16 protein-coding genes are annotated in these 20,531 nt (G+C 68.3%); 14 read left to right on the forward strand and 2 right to left on the reverse strand.

What is annotated here, in order from left to right; translation table 11 throughout:
- Nucleotides 1-68 precede the first annotated feature (68 nt).
- Complete coding sequence (locus PMI12_RS14385) at nt 69-1,346, reverse strand: ANTAR domain-containing protein (RefSeq protein WP_042673442.1); 1,278 nt, start codon at nt 1,344-1,346, stop codon at nt 69-71.
- A gap of 263 nt (nt 1,347-1,609) precedes the next feature.
- Between PMI12_RS14385 and PMI12_RS14390 the strand changes: the two genes are divergently transcribed.
- Nucleotides 1,610-2,878, forward strand: a complete 1,269-nt coding sequence (locus PMI12_RS14390) for an MFS transporter (RefSeq protein ID WP_007833661.1) — start codon at nt 1,610-1,612, stop codon at nt 2,876-2,878.
- A gap of 20 nt (nt 2,879-2,898) precedes the next feature.
- Here PMI12_RS14390 and PMI12_RS14395 read toward each other — a convergent pair whose 3' ends face one another.
- Complete coding sequence (locus tag PMI12_RS14395; RefSeq protein WP_007833663.1) at nt 2,899-4,611, reverse strand: bifunctional protein-serine/threonine kinase/phosphatase; 1,713 nt, start codon at nt 4,609-4,611, stop codon at nt 2,899-2,901.
- A gap of 63 nt (nt 4,612-4,674) precedes the next feature.
- On the opposite strand from PMI12_RS14395, the gene nirB reads away from it, so the two are divergent.
- The 13 genes from nirB to PMI12_RS14460 all read left to right on the forward strand — a co-directional run bounded on the left by nirB (nt 4,675) and on the right by PMI12_RS14460 (nt 20,531).
- Nucleotides 4,675-7,107, forward strand: a complete 2,433-nt coding sequence (gene nirB, locus PMI12_RS14400; RefSeq protein WP_007833664.1) for a nitrite reductase large subunit NirB — start codon at nt 4,675-4,677, stop codon at nt 7,105-7,107.
- On the forward strand, nt 7,104-7,895 hold the full coding sequence (locus PMI12_RS14405; protein WP_007833667.1) for a type IV pili methyl-accepting chemotaxis transducer N-terminal domain-containing protein: 792 nt from the start codon (nt 7,104-7,106) through the stop codon (nt 7,893-7,895). Before nirB ends, PMI12_RS14405 begins: the two co-directional genes overlap by 4 nt.
- A gap of 18 nt (nt 7,896-7,913) precedes the next feature.
- Nucleotides 7,914-8,309: a nitrite reductase small subunit NirD gene (gene nirD / locus PMI12_RS14410; RefSeq protein ID WP_007833669.1), complete on the forward strand. Its 396-nt coding sequence runs from the start codon at nt 7,914-7,916 to the stop codon at nt 8,307-8,309.
- A gap of 75 nt (nt 8,310-8,384) precedes the next feature.
- The gene (locus tag PMI12_RS14415; RefSeq protein ID WP_007833671.1) at nt 8,385-11,180 is read left to right on the forward strand and encodes a nitrate reductase; all 2,796 of its coding nucleotides are present in this window, start codon (nt 8,385-8,387) and stop codon (nt 11,178-11,180) included.
- 100 nt (nt 11,181-11,280) lie between these two features.
- Entirely contained in the window at nt 11,281-12,186 is a 906-nt protein-coding gene (gene ybiB / locus PMI12_RS14420) for a DNA-binding protein YbiB (RefSeq protein WP_007833672.1), read from the forward strand.
- Nucleotides 12,183-12,986: a uroporphyrinogen-III C-methyltransferase gene (gene cobA / locus PMI12_RS14425; protein ID WP_007833673.1), complete on the forward strand. Its 804-nt coding sequence runs from the start codon at nt 12,183-12,185 to the stop codon at nt 12,984-12,986. Before ybiB ends, cobA begins: the two co-directional genes overlap by 4 nt.
- Before the next feature lie 86 nt (nt 12,987-13,072).
- Nucleotides 13,073-14,188, forward strand: a complete 1,116-nt coding sequence (locus PMI12_RS14430; protein WP_007833674.1) for an ABC transporter ATP-binding protein — start codon at nt 13,073-13,075, stop codon at nt 14,186-14,188.
- Nucleotides 14,189-14,258: 70 nt separating this feature from the next.
- Nucleotides 14,259-15,527: an ABC transporter substrate-binding protein gene (locus PMI12_RS14435; RefSeq protein ID WP_007833675.1), complete on the forward strand. Its 1,269-nt coding sequence runs from the start codon at nt 14,259-14,261 to the stop codon at nt 15,525-15,527.
- A 4-nt stretch (nt 15,528-15,531) separates the two neighbouring features.
- Nucleotides 15,532-16,449, forward strand: a complete 918-nt coding sequence (locus PMI12_RS14440; RefSeq protein ID WP_042673424.1) for an ABC transporter permease — start codon at nt 15,532-15,534, stop codon at nt 16,447-16,449.
- Nucleotide 16,450: 1 nt separating this feature from the next.
- On the forward strand, nt 16,451-17,341 hold the full coding sequence (locus PMI12_RS14445) for an ABC transporter permease (RefSeq protein ID WP_007833679.1): 891 nt from the start codon (nt 16,451-16,453) through the stop codon (nt 17,339-17,341).
- Between the two features lie 63 nt (nt 17,342-17,404).
- On the forward strand, nt 17,405-18,529 hold the full coding sequence (locus PMI12_RS14450) for a sterol desaturase family protein (protein WP_007833683.1): 1,125 nt from the start codon (nt 17,405-17,407) through the stop codon (nt 18,527-18,529).
- The gene (locus PMI12_RS14455) at nt 18,529-19,317 is read left to right on the forward strand and encodes a YaeF family permuted papain-like enzyme (RefSeq protein ID WP_007833685.1); all 789 of its coding nucleotides are present in this window, start codon (nt 18,529-18,531) and stop codon (nt 19,315-19,317) included. Before PMI12_RS14450 ends, PMI12_RS14455 begins: the two co-directional genes overlap by 1 nt.
- Complete coding sequence (locus PMI12_RS14460; protein ID WP_007833686.1) at nt 19,314-20,531, forward strand: NAD(P)/FAD-dependent oxidoreductase; 1,218 nt, start codon at nt 19,314-19,316, stop codon at nt 20,529-20,531. The genes PMI12_RS14455 and PMI12_RS14460 overlap by 4 nt, the downstream gene beginning before the upstream one ends.

Raw genomic sequence — 20,531 nt, forward strand, 5'->3', positions numbered from 1 at the left:
GGTGTTGCCCCCTGCAAGGGGCTTGGCGTAGCGACACGCAGTGCGCGAAGCCTGGGGGTGTGCCAGGTTCACGACATGATCACCTGGAGGCTGTGCTCGTACGACGCCGTGAGGCGCTCGAAGGTGTCGACCAGCGCGTCGCTGGAGCGAACGAGCGTGGCGCGGCCATCGGCGCTGTCGAGCGCGTGCACGCCGCCGACCAGCCGCAGCCATTCGTCGCGGGCGCTGGCCAGCGCGGTGCGGATCTCCGTGGTGCTGAGCGGGGCGCGCTCGAGTTCGAGCAAGGCGGCCTCGAACTCGGCCATGGTGGGCAACAGCCGCGCGTTCGCGGCTTTCTCTTTCAGCGTGGCAGCGAGCAGCGCGTCTTTCGCCAACCGCTGCGCACGCATGCGCTGCCGTCCGCATATGTTGACGATGCGCAGCGCACGCCGCGCGCCCGAGGCTTCGAGCGCCTCGGTCAGCGCCTCCGCGGCCGAGAGCAGCACTTCGGCGCGCTGGTCGACGTCGGCCAGTCCTGCCGCCGTGGGCCGCGCCGTCAAGGCCGGAGCCAGCCCGCTCCAGGCGGCTTGCGCCTGTACGAGCGCCCGCGCGCCGGCCGCATCGAGCCCGAGGGCCGCCAGGTGATCGAGGTTCTGCTGCACCCGCTCGGCGGACTGCGTGCGCAGCACCCGCGCCCGCTGCGCATCGATGCTGCCCAGCAGCTGCGCCGCCACGCGCACCAGCCGCTGCGAGAGCATGCGCAACTGCCCGGCGCGGTTGATCGCGTCGGCCCACTGCGCCGCCTCGATGACCGAGCGCGACACCTCGCCGAGCCGCAGGTTGGCGTGCATCGCGGCGCCGCGCAGCAGGCCGAAGGCTTCGTCCTCGCCGATGCCGCGCGCGGACATCAGCAGGCCCTTGGCGCGGTCGACCCACTTGCGCTCGTCCATGCGGGTGCGCAGGCTCTCCAGTTCGGTGCGCAAGACGCTCTCGCGCTGCCAGCGGGCCTGGGCACGAGCGGCCAGCGCGGCGAGCGATGCGGCATCGACGGCATCGTTCTGCATCCACGCCTGCACGCCGAGCTGCACCAGCTCTTCGTGCTGCGCACCGCTCAACGGCTCGCCGACGAAGCTCAGCGCACACGGCGGCACGCCGGACCACGCGCGCAGCGCGTCGAGCAATGCGGGCGTGGGCAAAGGCAGGCAGATCAAGGCCTGGGCCGGGGCCAGCGCCTCGACCTGCCGCGCGAAGGTGCCCGCATCCGCGCAGCCGACCACCTCGAGACTGGCGTCGGACAGCGCCTGTGCAAGCGCCTCCGGCAGCACGGGGCCAGCAGTTTCATCGGGCAGGACAACGAGAAGGGGCATCTTGGAAAAGCGGTGTGGGAGCGCACCGCGAGCATAGGCCACGCCCGCGCGAATTCGCAGGCATGCCTCTTGCATGGAACGGACCGCGGTGTAACGAAGCACCGCTTTGGTGAGGCTGCAGGCTCCTGCATCCGGCTCGGCAACGCACATGCCGAGCGCACCCCCACGCCGACAGCGTCCGCTGCCGGCACTCCGTCTCCAACCCCGTCCGTCGACACGGCCCATCCAGGGTCAGGCCGCGGCTTTTTGCACCTTTGAACGCCATGTCCAGTTTCAAGAACTTCTTGCAGTCAGGCCACAGTCCGACGCTGTTCGCGGCCTTCCTGTACTTCTCGTTCTCCTGCTGCATCTGGGTGCTCAACGGCGCCATGGCGCCCTTCATCGGCGAAACCTTCAACCTCTCGCCGGCGCAGAAGGGCCTGATGCTGTCGGTGCCGATCATCGCGGGCGCGCTGATGCGTTTTCCACTCGGCATCCTCTCGCAGTACATCGGCCGCAAGAAGGCCACGCTGGTCGAGATGGGCCTGATCGCAGTGGCGATGCTGTTCGGCTTCTTCTTCGTGAAGAGCTTCAACAACCTGCTCGCCATGGGCGTGCTGCTGGGCATCGCGGGCGCGAGCTTCGGCGTGGCGCTGTCACTGGGCTCGGGCTGGTTCCCGCCGCAGCACAAGGGCCTGGCCATGGGTCTGGTGGGCGCTGGCAACGTGGGCACCGCGGTGTCGGTGCTGGTGGCGCCGCCGCTCGCACTATGGCTGGGCTGGCAGGCGGTGTACGGCGTGGCCGCGGTCGCCATCCTGGTTCCCATGGTGGTGATGGTGGTGTTCGCCAAGGAACCGCCGGACGTGAACGCCCATTCGAGCTTCCGCGAGCACATCGCCTGCCTGTTCGAGAAGGACGGCTGGGTGTTCAGCCTGATCTACGGCGTGACCTTCGGCGGCTTCATCGGCCTGACGACCTTCCTGCCCTCCTACTACTACGACCAGTTCGGCGTGAGCAAGGTGCAGGCCGGCCAGCTGACCATGCTCGCGGCCTTCATGGGCGCGGCGGTGCGCATCGTGGGCGGCTGGCTTTCCGACCGCTGGGGCGGTGTGAACACGCTGACCGTTGTGCTGCTGGTGGTGGCCGTGAGCCTCGTGCTGGTGGGCGTCTCGTCGGGCTCGCTGGCCGTCACCACGCTGGTGCTGATCGTGTGCTTCGCCGCGCTGGGCGCGGGCAACGGCGCGCTGTTCCAGCTGGTGCCGCTGCGCTGGCCCGCAAGCACGGCAGTGGCCGGTTCGATGATCGGCGAGATCGGCGCGCTGGGCGGTGGCCTCGTGCCCAACGCCATGGGCCTGTCGAAGCAGTATCTGGGCAGCTACCTGTGGGGCTTCGTGTTCTTCGCGATGCTGTCGCTAGCGATGCTGGGCGTGATGCGCGTGATGCAGATCCGCTGGACCCGCACCTGGGCCGAGAAGGGTGGCCGAGCGCGCGTTGCACCAGTACATGCTTCGCCCGCAGTCAACAACAACTCGCGGAAAGCTGCCCGGTCATGAACCGCCCCGCCGACCTCCGTTCAACGTGGCAGGAACAGGAGCCACACGATCAGCAAGAGGTTGAACAGCATCGACACGCCCAGCGCCAGCTGGTAGAGCGCAAGTGGGTCGCGGCGGATCAGCGGCGTGGCGGCGGGCGCGCTCACGGGGCGGGATGCACCGCGTTCGAGCGCGAGCAGCAGCTCCTCGGCGGTTTCGAAGCGCTCGCGGGGATCGCGGGCGACGGCCTTGCGCACCAGATGGTCGAGCCAGATCGGCACGTCGGGCCGCAGGCGCGAGAGCGCGACCGGGTCTCGCCGGTAGCGCGCCACCTGGTAGGGCTCGATCTCGCCGTAAGGCAGGTGGCCGGTGAGCCACTGGTACAGCGTGACGCCGAGCGCGAACAGGTCGCTGCCCGCATCGGCGACGCCACCCTCCTCCCATTGCTCGGGGTTGATGTAGCTCGGCGTGCCGGCATGCAGCTCGCGCTGCGCCGCGCTTTCGCGGCCGGACAGCGCCACGCCCAGGTCGATGATGCGCCAGCGGCCGTCCTCGCCCAGGTGCAGGTTGCCCGGCTTGATGTCGCGGTGCACCACGCCCTGGCGGTGCAGCCGGCCGAGCGCTCGGCTCAGTGCGATGGCGGCGGCAACGACCTCGCCCACCGCGCCCCGCGCGTTCGCCTTGCGCAGCTGCTCCAGCGTGCGGCCGCCGTGCCAGTCGAACACGATGTACAGCGCGCTCGCATCCGCGGCGCGCTCGTGCACGCGCACGAAGCCGTTGCCGCCGACGCGCAAACCGAGCCACGCCTCGTGCGCCAGCATCGCGCGCTCCTGCGGGTCGCCGGCGCGCGAGGGGTGCAGCGTCTTCAGCGCGACCAGCTCGCGCGTGGCCGGATGCCTGGCCTGGTACAGCAGGTGCACGCCGGTGTCGGCCACCAGCGCGGTGATGGCGTAGCCGTCGAGCACGTCGCCCACCTTCAGCGCGGGCGGTGGTGCGAGCCGGCGGCCGTCGCCGAGTTCGTCGTCGAGCTGCCGCGCGTCGAGCCCCACCACGCGAATGACCAGCGCCGTCGCGTTGTCGCGCGTGCCGGCCTCCAGCGCCGCGCGCACCAGCGCCTCGCTGGCCGCCTCGGCGTCGCCCTGCAAGGCGAGCGCGGCCACCTGCTGCGGCCTGAGCACGCCATGCACGCCGTCGGAGCTCAGCACGAAGCAGTCGCCCACGCGCACGTCGCCCTGCACGTAGTCGACGCGCACCTGGTCGTCCAGGCCGATGGCGCGCGTCAGGCGGCTGCGCATGTCGGGATGGTCGAAGGCATGGTCCTGCGTGAGCGGCACGGCCGGCTCGCCGCCCGCGCGAACGCGCCAGGCGCGCGTGTCGCCCACGTGCGCCAGCGTGTAGCCCTGGCCATGCAGCACCAGCGCGGTGAGCGTGGTGAGCGCCGTGCCGCCGCCGTCCTTGCCCTGGCGCCGGCGGTTGTGGTCGGCCAGCCAGCCGTTCTGCGCGCCGATCAGGCGGTCGAGCGCGGCGGTCGGCTCCCAGGTATCGGGCGTGGCGAAGTAGTCGGCCAGCAGGCCCATCACCGTGGTCTGCGCCGCCTCGCGGCCGTGCCCGCCGCTGGACACGCCATCGGCAATGGCCGCGATGAGGCCGCGCGCCTCGTCGCCCCGCGGCGCATGCACCGCGCCGGCGAAGTCTTCATTCAGCTCGCGCGGTCCGCGCTGGCTGCTGTAGCCGATGTCCACTTCAAAGCTCATGGCGCGATTCTCCTCGCGCGCCGCGGGCACTCGCTTGCTTGATTCGACGAAAGGTAGGGCCCCATGAAGAAAATGAAACTCGTGATGGTCGGCAACGGCATGGCCGGCGTGCGCACGCTCGAAGAGCTGCTGAAGATCGCGCCCGACCTGTACGACATCACCGTCTTCGGCGCGGAGCCGCATCCCAATTACAACCGCATCCTGCTGTCGCCCGTGCTGGCCGGCGAGCAGACGGTCGACGAAATCGTGCTCAACAGCTGGGAGTGGTACAGCGACAACCACATCACGCTGCATGCCGGCAAGAAGGTGGTCGAGGTCGACCGCGTGAAGCGCATCGTGCGCGCGGAAGATGGCACCGAAGCCGCCTACGACCGCCTGCTGATGTGCACCGGCTCCAACCCCTTCATGCTGCCGGTGCCAGGCAAGGACCTGAAGGGCGTGATCGCCTACCGCGACATCGCCGACACCGACTACATGATCGAGACCGCGCGCACCCACAAGAACGCGGTGGTCATCGGCGGCGGCCTGCTGGGCCTGGAAGCCGCCAACGGCCTGATGCTGCGCGGCATGAACGTGACGGTGGTGCACGTGATGCCCTGGCTGATGGAACGCCAGCTCGACGACGTGGCGGGCAAGCTGCTGCAGAAGTCGCTGGAAGACCGAGGACTCAAGTTCCTGATGGGTGCGCAGACGCAGGACATGGTCGGCAATGAAGAGGGCCGCGTCAAAGCCATCCGCTTCAAGGACGGCACAGAGGTCGCGGCCGACCTGGTGGTGATGGCGGTCGGCATCCGCCCCAACGTGGAGCTGGCCGAGAAGATGCGCCTGCACTGCAACCGCGGCATCGTCGTCACCGACACGATGCAGACCGTGACCGACGCGCGCATCTATTCGGTGGGCGAATGCGCGGCGCACCGCGGCATCGCCTACGGCCTGGTCGCGCCGCTGTTCGAGCAGGCCAAGGTGGCGGCCAACCATCTCGCCCAGTTCGGCATCGGCCGCTACCTCGGGTCGCTCACCTCCACCAAGCTCAAGGTGACTGGCATCGACCTGTTCAGCGCCGGCGAGTTCATGGGCGGCGAAGGTACCGAAGAGATCGTCATGAGCGACCCCTTCGGCGGCGTCTACAAGAAGCTGGTGCTCAAGGACGACAAGCTGGTCGGCGCCTGCCTGTACGGCGACACGGTGGACGGCAGCTGGTACTTCAAGCTGCTGCGCGATGGCCGCAGCGTGCACGACATTCGCGACAAGCTGATGTTCGGCGAATCCAACATCGGCGACACCGGCCACGAGGGCCACAGCAAGGCCGCGAGCATGCCCGACGACGCCGAGGTGTGCGGCTGCAACGGCGTGAGCAAGGGCACGATCTGCAAGGCCATCAAGGACAAGGGCCTGTTCACGCTCGACGAAGTGAAGAAGCACACCAAGGCCAGCGCGAGCTGCGGCTCGTGCACCGGGCTGGTCGAGCAGATCCTGATGTTCACGGCCGGCGGCGACTACTCGGCCACGCCGAAGAAGAAGGCCGTGTGCGGCTGCACCGACGTGAGCCACCAGGACGTGCGCGACGCGATCCGCAAGCAGCACTACCTCACGCACGACGAGGTGTACCGCAACCTCGGCTGGCGCACGCCCAACGGCTGCGCCACCTGCCGCCCGGCGGTCAACTACTACCTGATCAGCACCTGGCCGAAAGAAGCGAAGGACGATCCGCAGAGCCGCTTCATCAACGAGCGCAGCCACGCCAACATCCAGAAGGACGGCACCTACTCCGTCATTCCGCGCATGTGGGGCGGCCACACCACGCCCGACGAGCTGCGCCGCATCGCCGACGCGGCCGACAAGTACAAGATTCCGACCGTCAAGGTCACGGGCGGCCAGCGCATCGACCTGCTGGGCGTGAAGAAGGAAGACCTGGAGAACGTCTGGAAGGACATCGGCATGCCCAGCGGCTTTGCCTACGCCAAGTCGCTGCGCACGGTGAAGACCTGCGTGGGCAGCGAGTGGTGCCGCTTCGGCACGCAAGACTCCACGCAGATGGGCAAGGACCTGGAGCGCGCGCTGTGGGCCATGTACTCGCCGCACAAGGTCAAGCTGGCCGTGTCGGGCTGCCCGCGCAACTGCGCGGAGGCCGGCATCAAGGATGTGGGTGTGATCGGCGTCGATTCGGGCTGGGAAATCTACGTCGGCGGCAACGGCGGCATCAAGACCGAGGTGGCCGAATTCCTCGTCAAGGTGAAGACCAGCGAAGAGGTGATGGAGTACGCGGGCGCGTTCCTGCAGCTGTACCGCGAAGAGGGCTGGTACCTGGAACGCACGGTGCACTACATCGGCCGTGTGGGCCTGGACTACGTGAAGAAGCGGATCCTCGAAGACGCGGAGGCCCGCAAGACGCTGTGGGAGCGCCTGCAGTTCGCGCTCGACGGCGAGCCGGATCCGTGGTTCGAGTCGGCGCAGGCCTCGGTGGACGTGCGGCAGTTCACGCCGCTGACCGCATGAAGCGCAGGGCTTTCCTCGCATCCGCGGCCGCCGCCGGCATGGGCGCCGGGCTGGGCGCAAATGCCCAGGTCACCGACCTGAACGATGCGATCAACAAGGCGGGCCGCCAGCGCATGCTGTCGCAGCGCGCGAGCAAGGCATATCTGGCACTGGTGCAGAACGTCGAATCGCGCAACGCGCAGCTGGTGCTCGACAAGTCGATCGCGCTGTTCGAGCGCCAGCTCGGCGAGCTGAAAGCCTTCGCGCCCAGCCCGACCATTCGCGGCACCTACGAGTCGCTCGACAACGCCTGGAGCGAGTTCAAGCGCGCACTCACGGGCATGACGCCCGGCAAGGAGGAAGCCACCCGAGTCGTGAAGCTCGACGCCGCCGTGCTCGCGCTGGCCAACCAGGGCACCGCGCAGTACGAAGCCGCCTCGGGCAGGCCGGTGGGCAAGCTCGTGAACATCGCGGGCCGCCAGCGCATGCTGTCGCAGCGCATGGCCAAGTTCTACCTGGCCACGGCAATGCAGATCGACCCGGCGGGCAGCACGGCCGAGATCGGCAAGTCGCGCGCCGAATTCCTGGCCGCGCTCGAAGTGCTGCGCAACGCGCCCGAGGCCACCGCGCAGATCAGGCAGGAGCTGGTGCTGGCCGATGCGCAGTGGATGTTCTTCAACCGGGGCCTGCAGCACCTCGAAGGCGCCGGTGCGTCGCCCGCCCTGATGTCCGACGTGTTCGTCGCCAGCGAGAACCTGCTGGCGATCATGGACCGCGTCACCGGCCTGTACTCAGAAATCAAGACGTAGACGAAAAGAGAGCCCACCATGAGCGATTGGAAAGTCATCTGCCGCATCGACGACATCCCCGTGCTCGGCGCCCGCCGCGTGGCGCGGCCTGCCGGCGTGGACGTCGCCGTGTTCCGCAATGCCGAGGACCAGGTGTTCGCGCTGCTCGACCGCTGCCCGCACAAGGGCGGCCCGCTCAGCCAGGGCATCGTGTTCGGCACCAGCGTGGCCTGCCCGCTGCACAACTGGGCGATCGGGCTGGACGACGGCTGCGCCAAGTCGCCCGACGAAGGCTGCACGCCGAAGTTCGCCGTGAAGGTGGAAGACGGCGTGGTGCATCTCGACGCGGGCGAACTGGCCACGCACGCCATCGACCTGCCACGCCCCATTGCCGGTCCCAAGGTGTTGTCCCCTCTCCCTCTGGGAGAGGGCTAGGGTGAGGGCAGCAGCGTGACCTTCGTGAGCGCCGTCAACCCTCACCCCCGCTCGCTCCCGGAGGGAGCGGGTGCAATGCGGGAAACCCGCTCCACCTGCCCCTACTGCGGCGTAGGCTGTGGCGTCATCATCGAATCGAGTGGCGACGAGATCACCGGTGTGCGCGGCGACCCCGACCATCCGGCGAATTTCGGCCGCCTGTGCACCAAGGGCTCGACGCTGCACCTCACGGCCAGCGCGACGGTCACGCGCCAGACGCGGCTGCTGCAGCCCATGCAGCGCCTGGTGCGCGCGGAAGCGCCCATGGCGGTTGCGTGGGACACCGCGCTCGACAACGCCGCGGGCAAGTTCGCGCAGGTGATCCGCGACCATGGCCCCGACGCGGTCGGCTTCTATGTGTCGGGCCAGCTGCTCACCGAGGACTACTACGTCTTCAACAAGCTCGCCAAGGGCCTGGTCGGCACCAACAACGTCGACACCAATTCGCGCCTGTGCATGAGCAGCGCGGTCGCCGGCTACAAGCAGACGCTGGGCGCCGATGCGCCGCCGGCCTGCTACGACGACCTGAAGCATGCCGACTGCCTGTTCATCGTGGGCAGCAACACGGCGTGGGCACACCCCATTCTTTTCCGCCGCATCGAGGACGCGAAGGCCGCGAACCCCGCGCTCAAGATCATCGTGGCCGACCCGCGCCGTACCGACACGGTCGAGATCGCCGACCTGTTCCTGCCGATCCAGCCCGGCACCGATGTGATGCTGTTCAACGGCATGCTGCACCTGATGCTGTGGGAAGGCTGGATCGATGCGAAGTACATCGCCGCCCACACCAGCGGTTTCGACGCGCTGAAGGCCATCGTGCGCGAATGCACGCCCGACAAGGTGGCGCAGGTCTGCGGCATCTCGAAGGACGACCTGCTCGCGGCCGCACGGCTGTTTGCCACATCGCCTGCCACGCTGAGCCTGTACTGCCAGGGCCTGAACCAGTCGTCGAGCGGCACGGCGAAGAATGCCGCGCTCATCAACCTGCACCTGGCGACCGCGCAGATCGGCCGGCCCGGCGCGGGCCCGTTCTCGCTGACCGGCCAGCCCAATGCGATGGGCGGACGCGAGGTCGGCGGCCTGGCCAACCTGCTGAGCGCGCACCGCGACCTGGCGAACCCCGATCACCGCGCCGAAGTGGCCGCGCTGTGGGGCGTGCCCTCGGTGCCCGAGAAGCCGGGCAAGACGGCGGTCGAGATGTTCCAGGCCGCGGCCGACGGCGAGATCCGCGCGCTGTGGATCGCCTGCACCAACCCCGCGCAATCGATGCCCGACCAGGCGACGGTGCGCCGCGCGCTGGAGCGCGCCGAGTTCGTGGTGGTGCAGGAAGCCTTCGCCACCACCGCCACCTGCGCCTTCGCCGACCTGCTGCTGCCCGCCACCACCTGGGGCGAGAAGGAAGGCACCGTGACCAACAGCGAGCGCCGCATCTCGCGCGTGCGCCCGGCCGTTGCCGCACCCGGCGAGGCGCGCAACGACTGGTCGATCGCGGTGGCCTTCGCGCACCGGCTCGAACGGCAGCTCGGCCGCGCGTCCACGCTGTTCCCGTACGAGACGGCCGAATCGGTCTGGAACGAACACCGCGAATCGACGCGTGGGCGCGACCTCGACATCACCGGCCTGAGCTACGCGATGCTGGAAACCGCGGGCCCGCAGCAATGGCCGCTGAAGGAAGGCGAAAGCACCGGCCGCGTTCGCCTCTACGAAGACGGCGTGTTCCCCACGCCCGACGGCCGCGCCCGTTTTGTCGACACCGTCTACAAGCCGGTGGCCGAGGCCCGCGAGGCGCGCTACCCCTTCTCGCTGAACACCGGCCGCCTGCGCGACCAGTGGCACGGCATGAGCCGCACCGGCACGGCCGGCCGGCTGTTCGGGCACGTGCCGGAGCCCGTCGTGCAGATGAACGCGCAGGACATGGCGCGCCGCCAGATCGGCGAAGGCGACCTCGTGCACCTGACCTCGAAGCGGGGCTCGATCATGCTGCCCGCGCGCGCCAGCGCCGAGATCGGCCTGAGCCAGGCCTTCGTCGCCATGCACTGGGGCGAGGAATACCTGAGCGGTTGCTCGTCGACCGGCGTGCGGCTGGCGGGCATCAACGCGCTCACCACGCCGGCCTATTGCCCGACCTCGAAGCAGCCCGAGCTGAAGCACACGCCGGTGAAGATCCTCAAGGCCGAACTGCCATGGTCGCTGCTGGCCATGGCCTGGCTGCCCGCCGACGCGGCACTGGCCGCGCACCGCGCGCTGCAGCCGCTGATGGCGCTGTTTCCTTTTGCGACCTGCGTGCCGTTCGCGGGCAACACCCAAGGCCAAGAGCGCAGCGGCATCCTGTTCCGCGCCGCCGCGCACGACGCGCCCGACGAGGCGCTGGTCGAGAAGATCGAAGCCCTGCTCGGCCTGCAGACCGCCGACACCCTGCGCTACGCCGACCGCCGCCGCGGCCAGCGACGCTCCGCGCGGCTGGTGCGCCGCGCCGACGGCAGCGCCGGCCTCGAGGCCTTCCTGCTGGGCGGCGACACCAGCGCGGAAGCCTGGATCGCCACGCTGCTGCGGGAAGAGCTGCCGGCGCAGAGCTATGGCCGCCTGCTGCTGTCGCCGGGCTCGAAGGCACCGGTGGCGGTGCAGTCGCGCGGCAAGACGGTGTGCACATGCTTCAACGTCGCGGACGTGGCGATCCAGACCGAGCTGGGGCGCTGCAGCGGCACGGCCGACGAGCGGCTGGCCAAGCTGCAGGGGGCCCTGAAGTGCGGCACGAACTGCGGATCGTGCATTCCGGAACTCAAGCGGATGGTGCGGGCGACGCCGGCCGAGGCCGAAGCAGTCACCCCATGATTCCCCGTCTTGCTCCCTCCCCCGCTGGGGGAAGGAGCCAATCCAAGGCATAAGCCATCTCGCATTCCGGCATAAGCCTTGCAGGACAATCCATCCACCCATGGGAATCAGCCAATACATCAAGGAAATCGGCCGCGGCGCGCGAGGCGCCAAGCCGCTCACGCGCGAACAGGCCACCGACCTGTTCGGCCAGGTGCTGGACGGCACCGTCACCGACCTCGAGATCGGCGGCTTCTGCCTGGCCATGCGCATCAAGGGCGAAACGCCCGAGGAGATGGCCGGCTTCCTCGATGCGACCCATGCGCGGCTGAACCGCATCCCGGCCGGTGACCGCCCGCTGGTCGTGCTGCCGAGCTACAACGGCGCGCGCAAGCTGCCGGTGCTCACGCCGCTGCTGGCGCTGCTGCTGGCCCGCGAAGGCCTGCCGGTGCTAGTGCATGGCAGCGCAAGCGAAACCTCGCGCGTGCTCGCATCGAACGTGCTCACGGCACTCGGGCTGCCGCCGATGGCCGAAATCCGCCCCATCGCCAACGGCGAAGCGGCCTTTGCGCCCACCGAGCTGCTGAACCCCGCGCTCAAGCGCCTGCTCGACGTGCGCCGCGTGGTCGGCCTGCGCAACCCCGGCCACAGCGTGGTCAAGCTGATGCAGCCCACCGCCGGCCCCTGCGTGGTGATCGCGAGCTACACGCACCCCGAATACGCGCGCACCATGGGCGAGACCTTCGAGCTCACGGGCATGACCGCCCTGCTCTCGCGCGGCCTCGAAGGCGAAGTGGTGTCCGACCCGCGCCGCACCGCGCAGATCGACGGCTTCGTGCGCGGCGTGCGCACCGAGCTGCAGGCGCAGCAGGCCGGCACCGCCGCCGAAGTGCCGGGCCTGCCGAAGGAAATCGACGTCGCGACCACCGCCGACTACACGCGCCGCGTGCTGGCCGGCGAGCTTCCCGTGCCCGAGGCCATCGCAACGCAAGTCAGGCACGTCACGCAACTGGCATCCCACGCATGAACAACGCATCCACTCTCATCACCGGCCACTGCACCCTGGTCGGCGCCGGCCCGGGCGACCCGGAACTGCTGACCGTCAAGGCCGTGAAGGCGATCCAGGCCGCGACGGTGCTGCTGGTCGACGACCTCGTGAGCGACCAGATCGTGCAGGCCTACGCCCGCCCCGGCGCGCGCATCGTGCACGTGGGCAAGCGCGGCGGCTGCAAGAGCACGCCGCAGGCATTCATCGAGCGACTGATGATCACCGCGGTGCGCGAAGGCGAGACCGTGGTCCGGCTCAAGGGCGGCGACCCGTTCATCTTCGGCCGCGGCGGCGAAGAGGTGGAGCACCTGCGCGAAGCCGGCATCGAATGCGCCGTGGTCAACGGCATCACCGCGGGCCTCGCGGCCGTGACCTCGCTGGGGGTGCCGCTCACGCACCGCGACCATGCGCAGGGCGTGGTGTTCGTCACCGGCCACGCCAAGACCGGCGCGGGCGCGGGCGAAGACCCGACCGACTGGCGCGCGCTGGCCGCGACGGCCTACAACGCACGCCTGACGCTGGTGATCTACATGGGCGTGTCGGGTGCCGCGCACATCGAACGCGAGCTGCTGCAAGGCCTGCCGGGCGACACGCCGGTGGCGGTCATCCAGCATGCGAGCCTGCCGCACCAGCGGCACATCGCGACCACGCTGGGCAACCTGCAGAACGGTATCGCCAAGGCCGGCCTGGCCAGCCCGGCGGTGATCGTGGTAGGCGACGTGCTGCGCGGGCTGGCAGCCGCTGAGGTACCGGTGGACGCGGACAAGTTCGGTACCTGATCGGCACCTGACCAGGGCGAGGACAGCACGAGCGGCACGGGCGCCGCGCACCACAACGTGGCATGGATCGTGCTGAGCCATCGGCAATGAATGCCGTCGCCACGCCCGAACCCGCCGCAGTCGAGATCGTCGCGCTCACCAAGCGCTATGCCCCCGGCACACCGGCCGCCGTCGACCGGATAGACCTGCGCATTGCCAGCGGCAGCTACTGCTGCCTGCTCGGCCCGTCGGGCTGCGGCAAGAGCACCACGTTGCGCATGATCGCGGGCCACGAGTCCGTCACCAGCGGCGACATCCTGCTGGACAACCGCAACATCACGAACCTGCCCGCCGCCGCGCGCGGCACCGCGATGATGTTCCAGAGCTTCGCCCTCTTCCCGCATCTCTCGGCCACCGACAATGTGGCCTTCAGCCTCAAGATGAAAGGCGTCGGCAAGGCCGAGCGCCATCGGCGCGCCAACGACCTGCTCGCGCGCGTCGCCATGGGCCACCTGGCCGCGCGCAAGCCCGGTGAACTTTCGGGCGGCCAGCAGCAGCGCGTGGCGCTGGCGCGGGCGCTCATCACCGAACCGCGCGTGCTGCTGCTCGACGAGCCGCTCTCGGCGCTCGACCCCTTCCTGCGCATCCAGATGCGCGCCGAGCTGCGGCGCTGGCAGAAGGAACTGGGCCTGACCTTCGTGCACGTCACGCACTCGCAGGAGGAGGCGATGGCGCTGGCCGACACCATGGTGGTCATGAACCACGGCGTGATCGAGCAGGTCGGCTCGCCGCACGCGGTCTACAACCATCCGGCGAGCGAATTCGTGGCACGCTTCATGGGCGGCCACAACGTGTTCGATACGCCGGCCGGCCCGATCGCGGTGCGCAACGACCACATGCGGATCGCCGCGGCAACGGATGCCGCCACGGCGGCCGGCTTGCCCGCCACCGTCACCGACGTCGAGTACCAGGGCACCTACGTGCTGCTCGGCCTGGCGCTCGACGCCGTCGCGCCGGGGCGCCAGAACGTTTCGGTGCTTCTGGGCGAGGCCGCCTTTCTTTCGCGCCCCTATGCGCAAGGCGAGGCGGTGCGCCTTTCGTGGGCCGAGGCCGACGCTCGCGTGCTCGGCCCCGGCGCCAGGCCGCCGGGCGAGCGCGTGCCGGCGCCCGTCGACGCAAACGCCCTGCGCGACGACACGGCCGCACTCGCCCTGACCCTGTGAGCGCTCCAGTAGCCCACTTTCTCTTTTTCCCGCGTTCGTCCCCTTCCACTTTTTTTCTGGAGACCTAGCCATGACCGACCCCATCGACTCGTCCACCGGCGTCAAGCGCCGCACCCTTCTGCAAGGCACGGCCGGCATCCTGGCTGCGGGCGTCGCGCCCTTCGTGCATGCGCAGGAGAAGGTCGTGCTGCGCTACCTCGGCACCGCCGTGAACCAGGACAAGGCCATCGCCGAGAAGTTCAAGGCCGACACCGGCATCGAGATCCAGTACGTGGCCGTGACCACCGACGACGTGACCAAGCGCGCCGTCACCGCGCCCAACAGCTTCGACCTGATCGACACCGAGTTCTTCTCGCTCAAGAAGATCGTGCCGACCGGCAACCTCAAGGGCATCGACACCAAGCGCGTGAAGAACGCCGACAAGATCACCTCGCTCTTCACCAAGGGCGAAGTGGCGGGCAAGAAGGTCGGCAGCCAGGGCACGGCGCCGGTCAAGGTGATCTACCTCGAAGGCGAGAAGAGCAAGGCCTTCGCCAAGTCGGCCACGCAGTTCATGTCGCTGATCCCGACCACCTACAACGCCGACACGCTGGGCATCCGCCCGGACCTGATCAAGCGCCCGATCGGCTCCTGGGCCGAGTTGCTGAACCCCGAGTTCAAGGGCAAGGCCGCGATCCTGAACATTCCCTCGATCGGCATCATGGACGCCGCGATGGTGGTGGAGGCCAAGGGCCTGCACAAGTACGCCGACAAGGGCAACATGACCAAGGCCGAGATCGACCTGACGATCAAGGCCCTGATCGAGGCCAAGAAGGCCGGCCAGTTCCGCGCGCTGTGGAAGGACTTCAACGAGTCGGTGAACCTGATGGCCTCGGGCGAGGTGGTGATCCAGTCGATGTGGTCGCCCGCGGTCACGGCCGTGCGCAGCAAGGGCATCGACTGCACCTTCCAGCCGCTCAAGGAAGGCTATCGCGCCTGGGCCTCGGGCTTCGGCCTGCCGGCCACGCTTTCGGGCAAGAAGCTCGACGGTGCCTATGAATTCATCAACTGGTTCCTCGATGGCTGGGCCGGTGCTTACCTCAACCGCCAGGGTTACTACAGCGCCGTGCTCGACACCGCGAAGGCCAAGATGGAAGCCTACGAATGGGCCTACTGGATGGAAGGCAAGCCCGCGGCCCAGGACATCAAGAGCCCCCAGGGCGACGTGATCGCCAAGGCCGGCGCAGTGCGCGACGGTGGCAGCTACGAGCAGCGCATGGGAGGCATCGCGTGCTGGAACGCGGTGATGGACGAGAACGAATACATGGTCCGCAAGTGGAACGAGTTCGTTGCGGCCTGAGCCTGTGAGCGCTCCCACCACCCGCGCGCCCGTCGCCACTGCCCCCGTTCACGCCGTGAAGGCGTGGTGGCAGGCGGCGCCGTTCGCGCTGGTGTTCCTGCTGTTCTTCCTGATCCCGCTGGCGCTGGTCGCGATGGTCAGCCTGTGGAATTTCAACGAGTACGAGCTGATCCCGGCCGTCACGCTGCGCAACTACCTGAGCCTGTTCGAGGGCTGCTCGCGGCTCACCGACAACGGCGACCTCTGCGTCACGCTGAACACCTACCTGAGCACCTTCAAGTTCTGCGTGCTGGTGTGGGGCATCACGCTGCTCGTCGGCTTTTCGGTGGCCTACTTCCTGGCATTCCACGTGCGCTCGTCGACCATGCAGACGGTGCTGTTCGTGCTGTGCACCGTGCCCTTCTGGACCTCCAACGTGATCCGCATGATCTCGTGGGTGCCGCTGCTGGGACGCAACGGACTGGTCAACCAGGCGCTGATGGGCATGGGCCTCGTGAACCAGCCGGTCGAGTGGCTGCTGTTCTCCGACTTCTCGGTGGTGCTGGCCTTCGTGCACCTGTACACGATGTTCATGATCGTGCCGATCTTCAACAGCATGATGCGCATCGACCGCTCGCTGCTCGAAGCGGCCAGCGACGCGGGCGCCTCGGGCTGGCAGACGCTGTGGAACGTGGTGGTGCCGCTGTCGCGCACCGGCATCCTGATCGGATCGATCTTCGTCATCACGATCGTCATGGGTGACTTCGTCACCATCGGCGTGATGGGCGGCCAGCAGATCGCGTCGATCGGCAAGATCATCCAGGTGCAGACCTCGTACCTGCAGTTTCCGCTGGCTGCGGCCAACGCCATGATCCTGCTGGCGGTGGTGCTGATGATCATCTGGGGCCTGACCCGGATGGTCGACATCCGCAAGGAGCTCTGAGATGCAGACACCCATCGGCGCCCAGCGCGCGCCCGGTTTCTGGCCGCTGGCCACCGTGTTCGGGCTCTTCGTGCTGTTCCTTTACGGCCCGATGATCACGATCTTCGTTCTGAGCTTCCAGGGCCCTGAAGGCGGCCTGACCTTTCCGCTGCGCGGGCTGTCGCTGCACTGGTTCTACAAGCTGGCCGAAGGCCTGGGCACCGTCGATATCGGCGCGGCCTTCCGGCGCTCGCTGGCGCTGGGTGCGGTGGTGATGGCTTTCACCGTCGTGCTGTCGGTGCTCGCCGGGCTCGCATTCCGCAAGAAGCTCGCGGGCAGCAACGCCCTGTTCTTCGTCACGGTCGCCAGCCTCATCATGCCGTCCATCATCATCTCGCTGGGCATCGGCCTGCAGTTCCGGCTGCTCGACACGGGCATCAAGAGCCTGCTCACGGCCGTGGACGCAACCACGCTGCTCGAGGGCTACGGCACCGCGCTCGGCCTGTTCAGCTCCGCCCTCGGCGCGCACCTGACGTGGACGCTGCCATTCGGGCTGCTCATCATGTTCGCGGTGTTCAACCGCTTCAACCCGGCCTACGAGGAAGCCGCGCGCGACCTCGGCGCAACGCCGTGGCAGACCTTCCGCTTCGTGGTGCTGCCGCTGATCGGCCCATCGATCGTTGGCATCGGCATGTTCGGCTTCACGCTGTCGTGGGACGAGATTGCCCGCACCTCGCAGGCCATCGGCGACGTCAACACGCTGCCGCTCGAACTGCAGGGGTTGACCTCGACGGTGACCACGCCTTCGATCTATGCGCTCGGCACGGTGACCACCGTGGTGTCGCTGCTGGTGATGGCGGTGGCGCTGGGCGCGGCTGCCCTGCTGCGCCGGCGCTCCGTGCGGAAGGCGTGAGCGTTTTCCTACAGCCGCCTAAAATCGCGCCCCAACAAAAGCGCAAGCAAGAAAGAGGCGGAAATGCTCGAGAAACTCAATGAATTCACGGAAAGCCACGGCGAATTGCGCCGCGGCCGAGGCCTGGTCACTGGAACCATCGCACTGAGCCTCGGCATTCTGTGCTTCCTCGGTGTGCTGGCCTTCCACTTTCCGCAGTACCTCACCACGCCCGAGCTGCGCAAGAGCTACAACGTCGACGTGATGCGCTTCATCCTGCTGGCGGCCATGGTGATCTCGGGCGGGCTGTCGCTGGTCAACATCATCTTCAACCGCTCGCGCTGGCTGTCGTCGGCCGCGTTCCTGCTGGTAGTGGCCTCGGCGCTGCTGGGCGGGCACAAGGTGCCGGTGCACGACTTCGCGGACAACACGCCGTACATCGGGCTGGACTGGTTCATCCTCGACCTGCTGGGCTCGTCGCTGATCTTCATCTTCATCGAGAAGCTCTTTGCGCTGCGCAAAGACCAACCCGTGTTCCGCGAGGAGTGGCAGACCGACTTCCACCACTTCGTGGTGAACCACATGATCGTGGGCTTCGTGCTGCTGGCCACCAACCTGATGGTGCACAAGTTCTTCGGCTGGGCCGCCAACGACGGCATCCGCGGCTGGGTGGGCAACCTGCCGTTCTGGGCCGGCATCCTGCTGATCATCCTGGTGGCCGACCTCGTGCAGTACTGGACGCACCGCGCGTACCACGAAGTGCCGGTGCTGTGGCGCCTGCACGCGGTGCACCACAGCGTGAAGAGCATGGACTGGATGGCGGGCTCTCGCCAGCACATCCTCGAACTGCTGATCACGCGCACGCTGGTGCTCGCGCCCATCTACGTGCTGGGCTTCAGCAAGGAAGTGATCGACGCCTACATCGTGGTGGTGGGCTTCCAGGCGGTGTTCAACCACTGCAACGTGAGCGTACGGCTCGGCCCGCTGCGCTACCTGATCGTGACGCCCAACTTCCACCACTGGCACCACAGCCAGGACATCGAGGCGCTCGACAAGAACTATGCGGCGCACTACGCCTTCCTCGACTACCTCTTCGGCACCGCGGTGAAGAGCACCAAGCTCTGGCCCGAGAAATACGGCGTGCTGGGCGACTACGTGCCCAACGGCTTCTTCAAGCAGCTGAAGTTCCCCTTCGTCTGGAAAGGCTGATGCACTTCCGCTTCCGGACTTTCGCGGCCCTCGCTGCCGCGGGCGCCGCCTTGCTGCTCACGGCCTGCGCCACCCGCGTCGACCTGCCGACCAAGGACGCCGGCCTGCGCGTGCGGGTGCAGAGCTCGGTCATCGCACCGGGCAACGGCGGCGAGCTCATCGCCGCCGACGCGCTGGCGCCGGGCGACATCCTGCTGACCTCCATCGCCACGTTGAACTCCTTCGGCATCCGGCTGGGCACCTTCTCGCCAGTGAGCCATGCGGTGCTCTACCTCGGCGACGGCCAGATCGCCGAAGCCGTGGGCACCGGCGTGCGCGCACGGCCGCTGGCCGAGGTGGTCGATGAAGAGCAGATGGTGGTGGCCTTCCGCGTGCCGGGCGTGGACGAAGCCGGCGCCGGGCGCATGCGCGAATGGGCGCTGTCGCAGGTCGGCGCGCGCTACAACACCGTGGGCGTGCTGCTGAACGCGCCTTTCGTGCTGAACCGACGCCTGTGCGAGCTGCCGCTGATGCCGGGCGCAGTCAGCCACTACTGCATGAGCGGCATGGCGATGGTTCAGTTGGGCGCGAGCCGCGACGACCAGTTCTTCTGCTCGCAGTTCGTGCTCGAGGCCTACCGGCAGGCCGGCCTGCCGATCACCAGCGCCGATCCGCGCTGGGTGAGCCCGGCCGACCTGCTGCACATGCGCGAAGGCGACGTGCCCTCCATCGCCGCCACGCAGCCGCTGCGTTATGTGGGCCACCTGAAATACAACCCGCCGCCGCTGCTCGCGGCAGACGGCCCTTGAGCGCGCCCGCGTCTTCCCGCTTCGACGTCGTCGTGATCGGCGCCGGGGCCGCCGGGCTGTTCTGCGCCGGCATCGCAGGCCAGCGCGGGCTCAAGGTGCTGGTGGTGGACCACAGCGAGAAGGTGGGCGAGAAGATCCGCATCTCGGGCGGCGGCCGTGCCAACTTCACCAACCGTGATCTCGATGTGCGCGCGCCGCAGCGCCACTTCATCGGCGACAACCCCAATTTCTGCCGCTCGGCGCTGTCGCGCTACGCGCCGCAGCAGTTCATCGAACTGGTACAGAGGCACGGCATCGCCTTCCACGAGAAGCACAAGGGGCAGCTGTTCTGCGATGGCTCCTCACAGCAGATCGTCGACATGCTGCTGGCGGAATGCGAGGCGGGCGGAGTCGAGCGCTGGCAGCCGTGCAAGGCCGGAAACATCACGCTGACGGGCTCTGGCAGCTATCGAATCGAGAGCAGCCGCGGTGCCATCGAGACGCCGAAGATCGTGGTTGCCACCGGCGGCCTGTCGATTCCCCAGATCGGCGCCAGCGACTTCGGCTACCGCATCGCCGAGCAGTTCGGCCTGCGCCTCGTCGCGCCCCGGCCAGCGCTGGTGCCGCTGACCTTCGGCGGCGAGGCCTGGGCGCCGTATGCCGAACTGGCCGGGCTCGCGCTGCCGGTGCGCATCGAGACCGGTGCCAGGAAAGAGAAGACGGCATTCCTCGAAGACCTGCTGTTCACCCACCGAGGCCTGTCGGGCCCGGCCGTGCTGCAGATTTCGAGCTACTGGAAGCCCGGCACCCCGCTGACGCTCGATTTCGCGCCGGGCACGAACGTGGCCGAGGCGCTCGGCGAAGCCAAGCTGCGCTCGAAGAAGCGCATCGCCAACGAACTGGCCACGCTGGTGCCCTCCCGGCTGGCCGACGCCTGGGTCGGCCAGGACCCGGCCCTGCAGCGCCCCGTCAACGAGGCCGCCGACAAGGCGCTGGCCGCCCTGTCGGAGCGCATCGCCCGCTGGCAGATCACGCCCAGCGGCACCGAAGGCTACAAGAAGGCCGAGGTGACGGCCGGCGGTGTCGACACCCGCGACCTGTCGTCCCAGACCATGGAATCGAAGCAGCCGGGCCTGTATTTCATCGGCGAAGTGGTCGATGTGACGGGTTGGTTGGGCGGATACAACTTCCAATGGGCCTGGGCGAGCGCGCATGCCTGCGCAAGCGCGCTATAA

The organism is Variovorax sp. CF313 (assembly GCF_000282635.1).
GTDB lineage: Bacteria > Pseudomonadota > Gammaproteobacteria > Burkholderiales > Burkholderiaceae_C > Variovorax.